We start from the raw sequence: 16,944 nt of genomic DNA on the forward strand, positions 1-16,944 counted from the left end.
CAGTGTCCTTTTTTCATATATGATAAGTTTTTATTGAGACGAGTTAATAATCATGCCGATAATGTTAGACTTTTGTGAACTCTCAAATAACAAATGATAACTATGAATACAGAAATATTATTAACACCATATCATAAAAACATTCAACTTAAAAATAGGGTCGTTATGGCACCCATGACCAGGAGTAGGGCGGCTAATGAAGAGAATGCCCCTACGGAGGATTTACACGTACCTTATTATACGCAAAGGGCTTCTGCGGGACTTATCATTACTGAAGGTTCCCAAGTTTCTAAAGCTGCAGTAGGTTATGTAAACACTGCTGGAATACATTCCAAGGCCCAGGTAGAAGGGTGGAAAAAAGTTACAGAATCGGTACATGATGCAGGAGGTACCATTTTTATACAGCTTTGGCATGTTGGCAGAATGTCTCATCCAGATTTTCATAATGGTAATTTACCTTTAGCACCATCAGCCATCAACCCTAATGCAAAATCGTTTACCTCAGAGGGTTTCAAGGATACCGTTACCCCTAAGGCAATGAGCAAGGAAGAAATCAAGGCAACCGTAACAGATTTTGTCAATGCGGCAAAAAATGCGGTAGAGGCCGGATTTGACGGCGTAGAAATCCATTCCTCAAACGGATATCTGTTTCATCAATTTTTTAACGCCACGTCAAATACAAGGACAGATGAGTACGGTGGTTCTATTGAAAACAGAACTCGTTTTTTCTTTGAAGTGCTTGATGCCGTTAAAGAGGTAATTCCACAAGAAAAGATAGGCGTGCGCTTTAATCCCTCTCTAAATGGTTTATTTGGTATGACTATGGACGAGGAGACCATTCCTACTTTTGAATATATCATTAAAAAATTGAACGACTACAATTTGGCCTATATTCATATGTCAGAACCATTCACCGATGTTTCCGATATACCTTATGCTGTGCAGCATATTGCAAAACACTTTAGACCATTGTATAATGGTACTCTAATGATAAATGCAGGATTTGACCAAGAAAGCGGCAATAAGGTAATTGAAGAGGGCAATGCAGATTTGGTGGCCTATGGTAAACTTTATATTTCAAATCCGGATTTGGTGGAACGTTTTAAAAACGGCCATGAATTATCTAAATGGGACGAGGATACCTTTTACACACCTGGAAAAGAAGGGTACTTGGATTATCCCACATATCAAGAAAAAGCGCAAATTGTCTAATACATAGTATTGGGGAATAGCACTTAAATCAGATAAACTACATTATTAATTAAAATATAAGAAAATGAATTTTACAAGAAATGCTAAGGCACAATGGAAAGGTAGTGGCAAAGAGGGCAAAGGAACGTTGTCCACTGAAAGTACCGTTTTAGACAATACCCCTTATGCCTTTAATACAAGATTTGAAGATGAAAAGGGTACAAACCCCGAAGAACTTATTGGAGCGGCCCATGCAGGTTGCTTCTCCATGCAATTGAGTTTTTTATTGGGTGAGGAAGGCTTTACGCCAACCACACTGGACTTAGCGGCAAAAGTAGCGTTCAAGGATGGCGAGATCGTGAAAGTAACTTTGGACCTCGTAGGTGACGTACCTGAAATTAAGGAAGAACAATTCAAGAAAATTGCCCATAAGGCTAAAGAAGTATGTCCTGTTTCCAAATTACTAAAGGCCGAAGTAGTTCTTAATGCCAGTTTATCTTAAATTTTAAAATAGATTTTATAAGGCGGCCACATGGCCGCCTTTTTTTATGCACTATAGTCCCTATATGATTCAGGTCAATTAAATAGGTATTTGCATTGATCAATACCAATGACAATCATGAACTTGCATAAAAAACAATAGGAAAATGGAAAATGTATTAGTTGCCGGTGCCAATGGTACTACGGGAAAAAAAATTGTAAACCTTTTAAAAGCTTCACAGTATTTTGTTCCAGTGGCCATGGTTAGAAAAGAAGAACAACAAGACCAATTTAAAAAAGAGAATATTAAGACCGTATTAGGTGATTTGGAAAAGGATATTTCACATGCGGTCAAGGATATTGATAAGGTCATATTCGCTGCTGGGTCAGGTGGAAAAAAAGTAGTGGAAGTAGATCAAGAAGGTGCAAAGAGATTGATCGATGAGGCTAAAAAAGCAAATATCAAAAAATTTGTAATGCTCAGCTCAATGGGGGCAGACAGTCCAGAAGAAGCGGAAGATTTACAGGAGTATTTAAAAGCTAAACATAATGCGGACGAATATTTAAAATCTACAGAACTTGTACATGCCATAGTAAGACCAGGATCCTTAACAAATGATAAGGGTACAGGAAAAATCAAATTACAGTCCAAGCTTGGGGAAAAAGGTTCTATTACCAGAGATGATGTTGCCCAAACTTTGGTGAGCTCTTTACATGATGATTCTGCCAAGAACGAAACATTTGAAATTATCAATGGGGAAACCCTGATCGGTAAGGCACTGGATGCCGTTTCCGCTCAATAAACCTATTTATTGATTAGTTTACAATTAAGGCTAATTTCTTGACGGAACTTAGCTTTTTTTATATTCGTTTATCATTTTCTCAAAACAGCTTTTAATTGACTAGAGTGCCTTGTTTTAAAACAACCTATGGTTATGTATCTTCGTATAAACAAAAACGAACCCTTATGACAACTAAAATTTATAACATTATATCGCTGGCCATTTTGATCATTGCAATTTTATCCTGCAAGGATAAAAAACAGAAAGAGGCTACAGAGGTAGCCAATGAAGTAGTAATGGACAGTACAGACTTAGCTTTGCTAGAATTAAACCTACCAGAAGGATTTAATATAGAAGTGTATGCTAGAGGAATAGATGGTGCGCGCTCAATGGCTATGGGTGATAACGGTACCCTTTTTGTTGGCACTAGGAATGAAAACACGGTGTATGCCATACAGGATAATGATGGCGACTTTAAAGCGGACAATGTTATTATACTGGATACCATGGAAGTTCCAAACGGTATAGCCATTAGAAATGGGGATCTGTATGTTGCGCAGGTAGGTAGTCTTTGGAAATATCCCAGTATAGAAGACCAATTGGGCAAATCTGTGGAGAAAGAATTGGTATATGATGATTTCCCAACTGAATTTCATCATGGTTGGAAATATATTGCTTTTGGACCGGATGATAAATTATACGTGCCGGTAGGTGCACCTTGTAACATTTGCAACCGTACCAATGAAGATGAACGTTTTGCGACCATTTCCAGAATGGACCCTGATGGTAGCAATCGTGAAATTTATGCCCGTGGCGTTAGAAACTCCGTTGGTTTTACTTGGCACCCAGAAACCAAGGAAATGTGGTTTACGGATAATGGCAGGGATATGCTCGGTGATGACATACCTCCTTGTGAACTGAACAAGGTGACCGAAGCTGGTCAGCATTTTGGGTATCCGTTTTGTCATGGTGGTATTGTAAAAGATCCGGAATTTGGTGACGAACGTCAGTGTTCGGATTTTGTTTCGCCGGCACTTCAACTTGGAGCTCATGTGGCTCCCTTAGGTATCAAATTTTATACCGGCACCATGTTTCCCCAAGAATATAAGGGCAGGGCATTTATTGCAGAGCACGGTTCTTGGAACAGAAGCAAAAAAGTAGGATATAGGATAATGATGGTAGATATAGAAGAAGGGGAGGTTATAGGCAACGAAGTATTTATAGATGGCTGGTTAGATGATGTAGAGCAAAAAGCATCTGGAAGACCAGTAGATATGTTGATGCTAAAGGATGGCTCCATGTTGATTTCTGATGATTTTGGAGATGCCATTTACCGAGTCACCTATAGCGAAAGTGCGCTAGCACAAAAGTAAACGTAATGTTGAAGTAAATATAAAAAGCGATCAATATGGTCGCTTTTTTTATGCGTATCATATTAATTTTAATGACTATGGTTTATATTTATTAATCACAAGTACAGCTTTAAATCTATACGTATGAATAATCCCAATTCTCGCAGGACCTTTTTGAAAAAAACAGGTGTATTGTCCGTAAGTTCCATGTTACCGCTATCGGTATTGCCATTGGATTATAAATATAAAATGGGATTACAATTATTTACTATTCGTGATGCTATGGCAAACGATCCTATTGGTAGCATAGCTTATGCAAGAGGGCTGGGATATGAGGATGGGGAAATATATGGTTATGATGGGGAAAATGATAGCTATTATGGTATACCTTCCAAAGAATTTAAAAAGCAATTAGATGACCTGGATTTTACGATATCTAGCGGCCACTATAATTTTTCTAATCTATTCAATGAACCGGAAGATGTACTTATGCGTTATGTGGACCAATGCATAAAAGGTGCAAAAACCTTACAAAGCACATATATAACCTGGCCATGGTTGGCACCTGAATACCGAACTATAGAACATTTTAAAATATTGACCTATAAATTAAATAAAATAGGGGAGCAGGTCAACAATGCCGGACTGCAGTTTGCCTACCATAATCATGATTTTGAATTTACCGATCATAACGGCGAACAAGGGAATGCTATAATCTTAGCGGAAACCGACCCCAATTTGGTAAAATTACAAATGGACATGTATTGGGTTGAGCATTCTTCCACCAAAAGCATTCATGATTTAATACGGGAAAATCCGAAACGATATGTTATGTGGCATATTAAGGATATGGATAAGATTACGCGGGATTATTCTGAAATGGGAAATGGATCAATTGACTATAAACAAATCTTGGCCAATATCAATAAAGAGGATTTACAGTATTATTATTTAGAACAAGGCGGTAATTTTGCAAAGAATTCCATGCAAAGCATAACGGATAGTGCCCAGTATTTTAAAAAACATCTTCAACGTTATTTATAACTTATGTCTTACCCTGAAAAAGTATATCTAAACGGTAAGATTGTAAATGCGCAAGAGGCCACTATATCAGTATTTGACCGCGGATTTATTTTTGGCGATGGAATTTATGAGGTCATGGTACAGATCAATGGTTCTTTTTTTTATGGTCAGAAACATTTGGATCGATTGCAGGAAGGACTGGATAAAATTAACATCAATTTTGATGTAGGGTCACTGACAACAGAAATACCTAAGCTACTCAAAGCAAGCTCTTTAACGGATAAGGACTGTTTACTTTATATGCAAATAACCAGGGGGGTTGCTCCAAGACAACATTCATATCCTGCAGATATACACCCAACGGTGATGATGTATGCATTGCCTAAAATATTGCCCGCTATCAATCAGGCAAATACCAAAGTTATTACCAGAGAAGATTTTAGGTGGTCTAGATGCGATATAAAGATGACCTCACTTTTGGGTAATGTCATGTTGAACGAAGAAGCTATGCAACATGGTAGTTTTGAAACCTTGCTGTACCGTAATGGCCTTTTTACCGAAGCATCCCATTGTAACGTATTTTTTGTCAGGGATCAAGTAGTGTATACACATCCGGCAAATGAATACATATTGAACGGCATTACCGGAGCAATCGTTAAAGATCTATGTACATCCCTTGGAATAGCGCTAAAAGAAATTCCATATCAATTAAAGGAACTTGCTTTATTGGATGAGGCATTTTTAACGGGCACGAGCACGCAAATTGCGGCCATTAGTCAAATAGACAATCATTGCTTGTATATGGGAAATGAAAAAGGCCCCATTACAAAAAAATTGCAAGAGGCCTTTTTTAATCTTAAATAAAATAGTTATTTAACCTTGAAATCTTTAAAGAAATCAACTGCATTTACAATTTTCATTTCACCAAGTATATAGCACACTTCTGACAAATCGGAGAAATCCAAACCACCATCAGCGACGCTTTCGTTCAAATATCTTCCATCTTTTCCATTGTATTGATTGCCCAATCGTATAGAAGTATTCCAAATATCGATTAAATGGGTATCGTTAATATAGGACTGCCAATCAATTTCACCTTCAGATTTAAGTCCAGGTGTACCGTTACCTTCGGCATTACCATCTGCAATCTTATGATAATCGGTAGTTTTTTGAACATAGGCCAATTTATCGGGGTCTGTAGCTGACTCGTTCCAATCACTATGCTGTACCACATGAATCCTATTACTAATTTCAATATCAGGATTTTTTTCCATAAGTAATTGAACCCAGTCTGCGGTAAATTCTGATTGGCCAGCTTCTGCCACCCATACATCACCCCCTTTGGCAATTATTTTATGAACTTCATTGACGACTTTTTTAACTGCTTTTTTCCAATTTTTATGGGCATCCAACCAATTTTTTTCAAAGGCTAGTTGCATCAATTCGTTTGGAGGAACATATAATCCTTCCTGTATACCATATGTACCTACAATTGGCAAATAATTTAATTCTGCATATTTAACATGATGCACCAAGGTTGCTAAACCAGCTGCGGTATGCAAGTCATCTATATCCGTCTTACAATCCATTTGGACCAAAAGTAAATCTTTGGACATATCAAAATTTTTTTGTTGCGCCATTACGTTGCAGTTAACGAGGATGGCGCAGAAAAGAAAATACAGCGTACGTACTGTCGCTAAAGAATTTGTCATGTTGTTAAAGTGATTTAGTTGTTGCTACTAAAGTATTATAAAATACACTACTATAATTGAGGAATTGTATTAAATAGGTGTGAGAATTTTATGGATTTGGAAGAATGATTCCAAAAAAAAATGAAAGTAAAAACAATGAATTAATCTCAATTTCAATGTTTTAGAGATATAAACTCATAAATATATCACAATTAATGCATATAAATGTAAATAAGGGGTCCTATGTCAACTATTGGCGTCATCTTTGCGCAACAATAAGTAATAAAAATTAAAATACATTACAATGAGTAAAGGAACAGTAAAATTTTTCAACGACACAAAAGGATTCGGTTTTATCACTGAAGAAGGAGTTGAAAAAGACCACTTTGTACACATTTCTGGATTAGTAGACGAAATTCGTGAAGGAGATGAAGTTGAATTTGATCTTCAAGAAGGAAACAAAGGATTAAACGCAGTGAACGTAAAAGTTATTTAAACATATATACATTCTAGTTTAAGAAAAAGCCCTCACAATGTGAAGGGCTTTTTTATTATTTATTATTTTTCAATATATCAAAATCCTTTTCCAGTTGTTCCAATTTCTCTTCAAGACTAAAGTTTGTTTCTGGAATTCTATGATAAAACACATACCTAACACGCCATATCTCCTTTATATCTTTTAATGTAAGTACGATATCTTCAACATTCTTATGATCCGCCCTTAGTACTATTGCTCCACTACTAATAAATAATCGTCTTAAAATAATATCATCTTGCGTTACAATAAAAACTAATGTACCATTATTTAGTTTGGAATGCACTTCTAAGGGTGTAAGTTCACCAATTACTATATCCTTGGGAAACATACCCAAGTCATTTTTACTCATTTCCAAATTTTGAACTGTAAAAGCCCTAAATTTTTTATCTAAATTAATAGGTAGGGTTAAATAGGGTAATTCTTGAACAAAAGATTCTTTATCGGCATATTTTACATAATCATTTAAATTTAAAGTAGTTATACAGGGTACTTTAGTAAAATATTCTTGCTCACCAATATTTTGCTCTATGGTAAGATTACCTTTAAACTTCAATAAATTATTAACCGTTAACTCTGATGTTAATAAATCATCTATAGGTATGCTAAAATAATTAGCAATTTTTATCAGTGTTTCCAATTTAGGCTCACTTCTACCTTCTTCGTATGCGCCTAAGGTACCTCTCTTTAAGTCGAAAAGCTCGGCGAATGCCTGTTGACTCAAACTTTTTAAACTTCTAATCTTCCGAATGTTTTTTCCAAAATACGACATAATATTGCTAATATAATTTGCAATTTACAAATATTGTATTATATTTGTCTAACAATATTAGCAATAATATTTTAATTGCTATTGTTTTGAGCCAATATTAACATTATTTAAAATCAATATTATGTTCATCGTCTTAATTTACGTTTTAGCGTTCCTACTGTCAATTTCATAAAGGACACCAATTAAATTTTGTATTATTGATAATAAAGAAACCACCTACAAAACCAACAATATGAAAAATCACTATAATATAACTAGAGATTATCTTCTAGAACTAAATTTTAGCATCGTTAAAGAGAATAGGCTAGATGGTATCATGGTCGTGGAAAAAGAAGATTTCGGAATCAAAAATTTGATTTTGGGAGTTTCCCCTCCAATATTGATTATGGAACAATTTATTTTTTCCGTTCATAATCAATCTGAAAAGGTTTTTAAAAGCTTACTTCAAAAGAACCGTGACATCATACATGGTGCTTTTGTCTTAGATGAATCTGCAAGCAAAGTTATTTTTAGGGATACACTTCAAATTGAAAATATGGATTTAAACGAATTTGAAGCTAGTTTAAATTCTTTAAGCCTTTTAATGAGTGAATACTCTGAACAAATAATTGAATTTTCTAAATATTAAAATAATAACATCATGAATATATTTAAAAGACTATTTAAAATTGGAGAAGCTGAAACAAATTCAGCAATAGACAAAATGGAAGATCCCATAAAAATGACGGAGCAGGGAATAAGGGATATGAAACTAGATTTGGAAAAAAGTCTAGAAGCCTTGGCCCAAGTCAAAGCCTTGGCAATTCGTTCAAAAAATGACCAGGATATCTTTAAAAACAAAGCTAAAGAATATCAAGATAAAGCAATCATAATACTTAAAAAGGCACAGAAGAAAGAATTAAATGTTAATGAGGCGGACAGGTTGGCAAAAGAAGCTTTAATTCAAAAAGAGACCAATGAGAAACAACTAGAGGCTACAAAGGTAGAAACTGAAAAGTTCGAAGCCAATGTAAGTCAAATGCAAGGCAACGTTGAAGCATTAAAGGCGAATATAAATAATTGGGAAAACGAACTTAAAACGTTAAAAGCGCGTGTTAAAGTAAGTAATGCTACCAAAAATTTAAACAAGCAAATGGCAGAGCTGGACAGTAGTGGTACGGTTTCTATGCTTGAGCGTATGAAAGAAAAAATAGCGCAAGAAGAGGCCTTGGCCGAAGCGTATGGTGATATTGCCAATGCTAGTAAATCTATTGATGAAGAACTAGATAAAGCTGCAGATACCACAGAAGCTGCTGCAGATGACGAACTTCAAAAATTAAAAGAACAATTAGGGTTCACAAAATCCAAAAAATAAGAACTTGAATCAACTAACCGACATATTATTTTCTGAAGTAAACATTACGCTGACCGTACTGTTGATACTTCTAATTATCTACTGGATCATTACCATGATCGGTGGTCTTGATTATGACCTTGATGTAGATATAGAGGTAGATGCAGATATAGATTTTGATGCCGGTATTGAAGGCGGAAATCTAGATTTTGAGGACATTTCAAATGCAGAAGTCAATAAAGACGATGTTATAGGTAAGAAACGTAAACCCTTAAAAAAGTGGCAAATATTTCTCATTTATTTCAACTTTGTTGGCTTGCCGTTCATGTTCACCTTTACCTTCTGGATTTTCGTTTGGTGGTTTGCTACTACCATGCTTACAACACTTACAGGTACCTATGAAAACTACATTGGTTTTATCATAATGATTGCGGTTCTTATTCCTGCTTTGTTTATCAATAAAATTCTTACCACTCCGTTTAAAGGATTTTTTAAGCAATTGAATAAGGATGGTGACGCCCCGGTAGATTTTTTGGGGAGACAAGCAATTATGTTATCCAGTATTAGTGAAGATAAACTGGGTAATGCAGAAGTAAAAGCAGATGGTAACAGTCATTCTATTTACGTAAAATCGTTAGACCGTAAACCTTTGTCCTATGGCAGTTCTGTACTTATTATTAAAAGATCTGCGGATCACACACACTTTTTAGTTCAATCTTATAATCAATAAATCTTAAATCATTTATGGAATCCATCTTTTCAATTATTGGTATAGGTCTAGGAGTTCTTCTTTTCCTTATCATCGTTTATTTTGCAATTATTGCCATGTTCTACAAAAAGGTTCATCAAGGTCAAGCCTTGGTAAGAACTGGTTTTGGTGGCACAAAGGTAGCCACCGATAAAGGTCTATATGTGGTTCCTGTTTTTCACCGTGTAGAGGTAATGGATATCTCGGTAAAAAAAATTCAAATAGAAAGACTGGCTACAGAAGGTCTTATCTGTAAGGATAATATGCGTGCAGATATTAAAGTGGCATTCTTTGTTAGGGTAAACAATGAGGTTGACCTTATTAAAAAGGTAGCGCAGACTATTGGTGTACAAAGAGCGTCTAGACAAGAAACATTAGAAGAACTTTTTGAAGCCAAATTCTCTGAAGCTTTAAAAACCGTGGGTAAAAAATTCGATTTTATTCAATTATATGAAGCCCGTAGAGAGTTTAGAGATGAAATTGTTGATATTATTGGTATTGACCTAAACGGCTATACTTTAGAAGATTGTGCCATTGATTACTTGGAACAAACTGCTGTTGCCCATTTAAAGGCCGATAATATTTTAGATGCTGAAGGTATCAAAAAAATTACCGATCTAACCGCTGCACAAAACATTAAAGCAAACCTTATTAAGCGCGATGAGGAGAAAATAATCCGCAAACAAGATGTTGAAGCTCGTGAGGCCATTCTTGAGCTGGACAAGCAGTTAGCGGAAAAAGAGGAGCAACAAAAAAGAGAAATCTCTAACATAAAGTCTCGCGAAGAAGCAGAAACTTTAAAAGTAGCCGAAGAGGAGCGTTTAAAGTCTGAAACCGCACGTATTGCAACACAGGAAAAGGTGAAGGTTGCCGAAGAGAATATGGAGCGACAAATCATTGTAGCGTTGAAAAATAAACAACGTACAGATGCTGTTGAAACCGAAAGAGTTGAAAAAGACCGTTTATTAGAGGCTACGGAAAGAGAGCGAGTTGTTACACTTGCGCAAATTGAAAAAGAAAAGGTAGTAGAAATAGAAAAGAAGAACATTCAAGATGTTATTCGTGATCGTGTTACCCTAGAAAAAGGAGTAGTGGAAGAGCAGGAGAACATGAAAGACATTGAGGCTTTCAAGACTGCAGATCGTGAAAAACAAGTTAAGATTACCATTGCAGAGGCTAATGCACAAGAAGATTTGATCAAAACAATCAAAGCGGCAGAAGCTCAAAAAGAAGCGGCCAAGCAAAAAGCGGAGGAAATCAATATTGAAGCACTAGCACATAAAGAAGCTAGTGAGAAAGAAGCCGAAGCACGTAAGATTTTGGCTGAAGCTCAAGCTAAAGAGGAAGCTACCGTTGGTATGTCCGAAGCACAAGTAATGCATGCCAAAGCAGATGCCTATGAGCGTGAAGGTGTTGTACAGGCGCTTATCATTGAGAAAAAAGCAAAAGCTGAAGCTGCAGGTATTGAAGCTAAAGCCGAAGCAAAACGTAAGGATGGATTGGCAGAAGCCGATGTAATTAAAGAGAAAGCCTTAGCAGATGCTGCCGGTATAGAAGAAAAAGCGAATGCCATGAAAAAATTAGATGGCGTTGGTAAAGAGCATGAAGAGTTTAAGCTGCGTTTAGACAAAGAATTACAAATTGACCTGGCTCAAATTAATATCCAGAAAGATATTGCCGATGCTCAAGCTCAAGTTATTGGAGATGCGTTAAAAGCTGCTAAAATTGATATTGTTGGTGGTGAAACAATGTTCTTTGACCAGATTATTGGGCAAATTACCAAAGGTAAAGGTTATGACAGGCTCGTAGCTAACAGTACCAACATACAAGATATAAAAGATGCTATTTTAGGTAGTGATGACGTAAAGGGCAACCTATTGGAAAAGGTGAAAGAATTCGCTGATAAATATGGCATTTCTTCAGATGATCTTAAGAATTTAACCATTGCAAATTTATTGATGGACCTAAAATCTAAGTCCAGCGATAATGATGAGCAAACCTTGTTCAGCAATTTATTCAACCTTGCCAAAGGTTTGGGAATGAGTGATAAGAAATTGCGTTAACACCAAAGCTTATTACTTCAACTAAATTAATAATGTGATTTAAAAGCCTAAGAATTTTTATGGCAGAGCATACCCAAACAGACACTACGGAAGAGCATGTATTGGACGGTGGCACATATGATGTTATCAAAAATAGATTACAGAAGCAAAAAGAGCTGTTACAGAACAAGTTAATTGACCTTAACAACGACAGAAAAACAGTTTTTGGTTCATTGGAGACCAAGCTTATTGCTAATGACCGCATCAATACGGAGAACAACTGTATTGCACGGGATATTGTTTCTTTTGGCAATACGTGTCTGTTTGGTTATAATGTTCATTTTGGGCTAAGGACGGACATCAACATTAAAGATGTTTTTAGTTGTTATCACTTTGAGGACAATAGCTTTAAGGCAATAGACCTTGGTCTTTTAGAGGATGATACTTTTAAAACAGATTTTACCAATCTGTACAAGTATTACAGAAATACTATATTCTCCAATTTTGCCATCATTGGTAATTATCTGCATATGGTCTTTCGTTTAAGCGATAGCCCTACAGATATAAAAACCTTTAAATGGTTATTGGTTAACAACACTTTAAAATATGTTGACAACAGAAGTGAACATGAATATAAATTTCCTGTTCAGCAAGAATTTAAGTGGCAAGAGGCAAGTAGGGATATGCACCGCTATGGTGTGCACTCACATGTTTCTATTAAAGATCGTGTATTTGTTGAAACCATTGGTGGTGACCTAACCATAAAAATTGAAGATAATACCGAAGAAGGCAAAGGTATTTTTGATGAACCGGTTGAGTATGTAGACCAGACTTTAGATGATGGTCAGTATCGTTTTGGAGATTTAGGAAACTTGTTGGTTCTAGAAATAAAACCATTTCAAGAGTCGCCTCGTTACTTTGTTTTTAACGATAAAATGAAAGAAGTACAGAAAATTGATTCTGTAAAAGATGCCTGTATTCTTCTTCCCGATGATCAAGGAATCATTTTCCCAACCGGATATTATTTACAAACCGGAGAATATCACATTTTTGACAATGCTATACCGAATGTAAAATTTCAGCAACGCATTGTATCGCCTAACGGTGAAGATTTTCTTTACGTGTTTTATGCAGCTAATGAAGGACTCTATAATCTTATGTCCTTCAACATCATTAGTCAAGTTATAAAAACACCAATAATTTGTAACGGATTTACCATTTTAGAAAATGGTGAACTATGCTATTTTAAGACAGAGCAGGAGCAGACCAAACACCACGTAGTACAAATTTGGCAAACTCCTTATTTGAAAGGTGATTATATGCCATCGCAACATGAAGATACTTTGTTGTACAAAATTGGCAATAAGGACATTGTGCGGGCAATGGCTGAAGTAAACAGCTTAATTACCTTATTGAACAAAAATGACAACTATGCGGGTCTCTACAGTGATATCGCCAAGTTTTCAAAAGATATTATAGATGCATATTACTGGTTGCCAGAACCGGAAACGCATCAGCTTAATGTTCCTATAGAGGAAATCAATAAAGCGTCCAATGCCGCTATAGATGAATTTGAGAAGGTTGTACAGCTTCGTAAAAACGCTCAAAATCAATCTAAGAAAATTCAAAAAAACTCATCGGAACTATTCAATAAAATTAAGAGTACATCTTTTAAAAGTATTGATGAATTCGTAGCACTTTTAACACGTTTACGATCCACTAGGGGTGAGGTCATTTCGCTAAAAGAGGTTAGATATATTGACCTGGAATTTCTTAAATCATTAGAAGAAGAAATTGAAGCTCAAACTAAAAAAATATCTGAGCGCTGCGTACAGTTTTTATTGAATCCGAATGCCTTACAACCTTACCATAAAGCTTTAGAAGAAAAAAAGAGTTTTATAGATACCGTTGATAAGGTAATAGAAGCCAAGAAAAAGGAAGAGGAAATCAATGAAATCAGTACCGATCTTGAAATGTTGATTGATATTGTTTCAAATTTAGATATAGAGGATACTGCACATTCCACCAAAATAATAGATGATATATCGTTGATTTTTTCCACGATAAATGAGCTAAAGGCGGCTTTAAAGAACAAAAGAAATTCTTTGGGCATATCTGAGGCAAAGGCAGAATTTGCCGCTCAATTAAAGTTGATTGATCAAAGTATCATCAATTATATTGATATGGCAACTACTCCTGAGAAGTGCGATGAATATCAAACGAAAACATCTATTCAACTCGAGGAGCTTGAGGGCAAATTCACGGATTTTGAAGAATTTATTGAAATCATCATTGAAAAAAGAGAAGAGGTATATGCTGCTTTTGATGCCCGAAAAAATTCCTTGATTGAAAAACGAAATAAGAAGTCAAGCGCATTGACCAATGCTTCTAAACGTATTTTAAAAGGAGTACAAAAGAAGGCACAGAGTTTTAATACCGCGGTTGAAATCAATGGGTATTTTGCATCGGACCTAATGATCAATAAGCTTCGTGACATCATTACCCAACTACAAGAGTTAGATGATAGCGGAAAGGCTGAAGAGATAGAGACCCAACTTAAAACTGCCCGAGAGGATGCACTTAGAAAGTTAAAGGATAAACTTGATCTTTATGAAGATGGCGACAGTGTCATTAGGTTAGGAAAGCACAAATTTGGTGTTAACAAGCAGCAATTGGATTTAACCATTGTTTTTCATGACAATGAACTAAATTATCATTTAACGGGGACCGATTTCTACAAACAATTGGATAATGAGGAGTTTGTAAACAATAGACATTTATGGAACCAAGAGTATGTATCTGAAACCGATGAAATCTATAGAGGTGCCTACTTAGCCTATAAATTGTTTTCCAACTTTAGCGAAGATGAGTTACTATCGCTAAATGACGATGAGTTATTGAAGGTAGTTCAAGAACAGAGTAGAAATGACTATTCTGAAGGTTATGTAAAAGGTGTTCATGATGTAGATGCATCAAGATTATTAAAGCTATTGGTTCACAAACATCATGAATTAGGTTTGCTTACTTACCGACCAGAAATAAGAGGATACGCCCAATTTTTCTGGAACAGTTTAAATGAAGAGGTGAAAAACGAGTTGGATAAAAGTCTAAAAACAGCAGGGGAGGTTCTGCAGTTCTTTCCAACATCTAATGAATATGCTTCTGTTGTTGAAAAAATACAGGGTTTAGTAGCTCAATTTGGAGAAAATACTACCCTATATGACCCATTGCTGAGTGAAGATGTTGCTTCCTATATATTTGAAGAACTTAAATCTGATTCTGAGTTTGTTTACAGCAGTGTGGCAATACAATTGAAAGAAGACTTTATAAAATTCCTAAAATCACATCAGGCAGATTTAAAATTTAAAAAGAGCATTGAAGATACTGTTAGTTTAGAGGACAAAGTTCGTTTAGCTAAACAATGGGTGGCTGCATTCTTGAAAACCAAAGAAAAAGAAAGCCAAGGAATAGACCTTAAAAGGTATACGCATGAAATTGTTGGAGCTTTATTGTTCAGAGATGAATCTGCCTCAAAAATTAAATCCGTTTCACCTAACGAAACCATTAAGGAGTTAAGAGGTTCTCATACTACCATAAACAATGGTACGTATATCTTTAATTACCATGATTTTATTTCTAGAATGAGATTATTCGTAACCAGCGAGGTTCCGGCATTTCAAAAATTTAAAAAAACCAAATTAGAAATAACGGAGCAACTTAAAAACGATTTAAAACTGGAAGAGTTTAAACCTAGGGTTCTTACCTCTTTTGTTCGTAATAAGTTGATAGACCAAGTGTATTTCCCCATTTTCGGTAATAACCTGGCAAAACAACTAGGTACTGTAGGAGCCAATAAACGTACCGATAGAATGGGTATGTTGCTTTTAATATCTCCACCTGGTTATGGAAAAACCACGTTAATGGAATATATAGCCAACAGATTGGGCTTAATATTCGTAAAAATCAACGGTCCGGCAATTGGTCATGAAGTCACCAATGTAGACCCCGCATCTGCAAATAATAGTGCGGCAAGGGAAGAACTAAAAAAGCTGAACTTGGCTTTTGAAATGGGAAACAATGTTATGTTATATTTAGATGACATTCAACACTGTAATCCAGAGTTTCTTCAAAAATTCATCTCACTATCAGATGGTACCCGTAAAATAGAAGGGGTTTATGACAATGAACCTAAAACTTATGATTTAAGGGGCAAAAAGTTCTGTGTGATTATGGCGGGTAACCCTTATACCGAAAGTGGAGAGAAATTTAAGATTCCAGATATGTTGGCAAACCGTGCAGATATCTATAACCTTGGTGATATTATTGGAGAAACCGAACATCTGTTCAGATTGAGTTTAATTGAAAACTCGCTCACTGCAAACCCTATTTTGCAACAATTGGCAAGCAAGGAGTTTGAAGATGTCTATACCTTGGTCAACCAAATAGAATCTAAAACAGATGAAGGTCAGTTAATAGGAAACCATTCTAGTCAAGAGGTTGAGGAATACAAAAAAGTATTGGAAAAGGTCCTTAAGGTTAGAGATGTGCTTTTAAAGGTAAATGCCACCTATATTAAAAGTGCAGCCATGCAAGATGAATACCGAACCGAGCCTGCTTTTAAACTACAAGGTTCATATAGGGATATGAACAAACTTGTTGCCCAAATTGTTCCAATAATGAACGATAAGGAGCTAAACACCTTATTACGATCTCATTATGAAAACGAAGCACAGACACTTACCGGGTCAGCAGAGGCTAATTTATTGAAATATAATGAATTAATTGGACAACTTTCTACAGATGAAAATGAAAGATGGTCTGCCATAAAAGAGCAGTTTGTAAAGAATAATAAGATCAAAGGTTTTGGCAATGCCAACGAAATGGCACAAGTTTTATCGCAAATGATGGAGTTTTCAGAAAATCTTGCCGGTATTAAGTCGGTATTACAAAACGGACTTAAAAAAGATTAGTTGAATTAAAACCCTTCTATTTTTC

At 35.6% G+C, this 16,944-nt stretch carries 14 protein-coding genes; 12 read left to right on the plus strand and 2 right to left on the minus strand.

The window, feature by feature from the left end:
- Nucleotides 1-102: 102 nt before the first annotated feature.
- The 6 genes from JM81_RS02275 to JM81_RS02300 all read left to right on the plus strand — a co-directional run bounded on the left by JM81_RS02275 (nt 103) and on the right by JM81_RS02300 (nt 5,692).
- Nucleotides 103-1,212 carry an alkene reductase gene (locus tag JM81_RS02275; RefSeq protein WP_144800518.1) on the plus strand — a complete coding sequence of 370 codons (1,110 nt, stop codon included), beginning with the start codon at nt 103-105 and terminating at the stop codon, nt 1,210-1,212.
- 64 nt (nt 1,213-1,276) lie between these two features.
- Nucleotides 1,277-1,693: an OsmC family protein gene (locus JM81_RS02280; RefSeq protein ID WP_144800519.1), complete on the plus strand. Its 417-nt coding sequence runs from the start codon at nt 1,277-1,279 to the stop codon at nt 1,691-1,693.
- Between the two features lie 145 nt (nt 1,694-1,838).
- A complete protein-coding gene (locus JM81_RS02285; protein WP_144800520.1) occupies nt 1,839-2,474 on the plus strand; it encodes an SDR family oxidoreductase in 636 nt (211 codons plus the stop codon).
- A gap of 164 nt (nt 2,475-2,638) precedes the next feature.
- Nucleotides 2,639-3,826 (plus strand): PQQ-dependent sugar dehydrogenase, encoded by a 1,188-nt coding sequence (locus JM81_RS02290; RefSeq protein WP_144800521.1) that lies wholly within the window; start codon nt 2,639-2,641, stop codon nt 3,824-3,826.
- Between the two features lie 123 nt (nt 3,827-3,949).
- Nucleotides 3,950-4,849, plus strand: a complete 900-nt coding sequence (locus JM81_RS02295; RefSeq protein WP_222430282.1) for a sugar phosphate isomerase/epimerase family protein — start codon at nt 3,950-3,952, stop codon at nt 4,847-4,849.
- A gap of 3 nt (nt 4,850-4,852) precedes the next feature.
- Nucleotides 4,853-5,692 (plus strand): aminotransferase class IV, encoded by an 840-nt coding sequence (locus JM81_RS02300; RefSeq protein ID WP_144800522.1) that lies wholly within the window; start codon nt 4,853-4,855, stop codon nt 5,690-5,692.
- A gap of 5 nt (nt 5,693-5,697) precedes the next feature.
- Here JM81_RS02300 and JM81_RS02305 read toward each other — a convergent pair whose 3' ends face one another.
- Nucleotides 5,698-6,444: a hypothetical protein gene (locus JM81_RS02305; RefSeq protein ID WP_144800523.1), complete on the minus strand. Its 747-nt coding sequence runs from the start codon at nt 6,442-6,444 to the stop codon at nt 5,698-5,700.
- A 379-nt stretch (nt 6,445-6,823) separates the two neighbouring features.
- Between JM81_RS02305 and JM81_RS02310 the strand changes: the two genes are divergently transcribed.
- On the plus strand, nt 6,824-7,015 hold the full coding sequence (locus tag JM81_RS02310) for a cold-shock protein (RefSeq protein WP_027075965.1): 192 nt from the start codon (nt 6,824-6,826) through the stop codon (nt 7,013-7,015).
- Between the two features lie 55 nt (nt 7,016-7,070).
- On the opposite strand, the gene JM81_RS02315 is transcribed toward JM81_RS02310, so the two are convergent.
- Nucleotides 7,071-7,826: a helix-turn-helix domain-containing protein gene (locus tag JM81_RS02315; RefSeq protein WP_144800524.1), complete on the minus strand. Its 756-nt coding sequence runs from the start codon at nt 7,824-7,826 to the stop codon at nt 7,071-7,073.
- A gap of 232 nt (nt 7,827-8,058) precedes the next feature.
- On the opposite strand from JM81_RS02315, the gene JM81_RS02320 reads away from it, so the two are divergent.
- Genes JM81_RS02320 through JM81_RS02340 form a run of 5 tightly spaced genes read left to right on the plus strand, consistent with a single transcriptional unit; the run spans nt 8,059 to nt 16,919 of the window.
- A complete protein-coding gene (locus tag JM81_RS02320) occupies nt 8,059-8,454 on the plus strand; it encodes a molecular chaperone Tir (RefSeq protein ID WP_089260379.1) in 396 nt (131 codons plus the stop codon).
- A 12-nt stretch (nt 8,455-8,466) separates the two neighbouring features.
- Nucleotides 8,467-9,180, plus strand: coding sequence for a PspA/IM30 family protein (locus JM81_RS02325; RefSeq protein WP_089260378.1), 714 nt, complete (start codon nt 8,467-8,469; stop codon nt 9,178-9,180).
- Between the two features lie 4 nt (nt 9,181-9,184).
- Nucleotides 9,185-9,889 (plus strand): OB-fold-containig protein, encoded by a 705-nt coding sequence (locus JM81_RS02330; RefSeq protein ID WP_089260377.1) that lies wholly within the window; start codon nt 9,185-9,187, stop codon nt 9,887-9,889.
- A gap of 14 nt (nt 9,890-9,903) precedes the next feature.
- Nucleotides 9,904-11,970 carry an SPFH domain-containing protein gene (locus JM81_RS02335; protein ID WP_144800525.1) on the plus strand — a complete coding sequence of 689 codons (2,067 nt, stop codon included), beginning with the start codon at nt 9,904-9,906 and terminating at the stop codon, nt 11,968-11,970.
- 59 nt (nt 11,971-12,029) lie between these two features.
- Nucleotides 12,030-16,919: a DNA repair ATPase gene (locus JM81_RS02340; RefSeq protein ID WP_144800526.1), complete on the plus strand. Its 4,890-nt coding sequence runs from the start codon at nt 12,030-12,032 to the stop codon at nt 16,917-16,919.
- The last annotated feature ends 25 nt before the right edge of the window (nt 16,920-16,944 follow it).

Origin of the sequence: Maribacter sp. MAR_2009_72 (assembly GCF_007827235.1) — a bacterium.
Lineage (GTDB): Bacteria > Bacteroidota > Bacteroidia > Flavobacteriales > Flavobacteriaceae > Maribacter > Maribacter sedimenticola.

Bases quoted from the DNA above. Each gene is read 5' to 3' on its own strand.
- JM81_RS02275 (WP_144800518.1), top strand. From the start codon at position 103: ATGAATACAGAAATATTATTAACACCATATCATAAAAACATTCAACTT.
- JM81_RS02280 (WP_144800519.1), top strand. From the start codon at position 1,277: ATGAATTTTACAAGAAATGCTAAGGCACAATGGAAAGGTAGTGGCAAA.
- JM81_RS02285 (WP_144800520.1), top strand. From the start codon at position 1,839: ATGGAAAATGTATTAGTTGCCGGTGCCAATGGTACTACGGGAAAAAAA.
- JM81_RS02290 (WP_144800521.1), top strand. From the start codon at position 2,639: ATGACAACTAAAATTTATAACATTATATCGCTGGCCATTTTGATCATT.
- JM81_RS02295 (WP_222430282.1), top strand. From the start codon at position 3,950: ATGAATAATCCCAATTCTCGCAGGACCTTTTTGAAAAAAACAGGTGTA.
- JM81_RS02300 (WP_144800522.1), top strand. From the start codon at position 4,853: ATGTCTTACCCTGAAAAAGTATATCTAAACGGTAAGATTGTAAATGCG.
- JM81_RS02305 (WP_144800523.1), bottom strand. From the start codon at position 6,444: ATGTCCAAAGATTTACTTTTGGTCCAAATGGATTGTAAGACGGATATA.
- JM81_RS02310 (WP_027075965.1), top strand. From the start codon at position 6,824: ATGAGTAAAGGAACAGTAAAATTTTTCAACGACACAAAAGGATTCGGT.
- JM81_RS02315 (WP_144800524.1), bottom strand. From the start codon at position 7,826: ATGTCGTATTTTGGAAAAAACATTCGGAAGATTAGAAGTTTAAAAAGT.
- JM81_RS02320 (WP_089260379.1), top strand. From the start codon at position 8,059: ATGAAAAATCACTATAATATAACTAGAGATTATCTTCTAGAACTAAAT.
- JM81_RS02325 (WP_089260378.1), top strand. From the start codon at position 8,467: ATGAATATATTTAAAAGACTATTTAAAATTGGAGAAGCTGAAACAAAT.
- JM81_RS02335 (WP_144800525.1), top strand. From the start codon at position 9,904: ATGGAATCCATCTTTTCAATTATTGGTATAGGTCTAGGAGTTCTTCTT.
- JM81_RS02340 (WP_144800526.1), top strand. From the start codon at position 12,030: ATGGCAGAGCATACCCAAACAGACACTACGGAAGAGCATGTATTGGAC.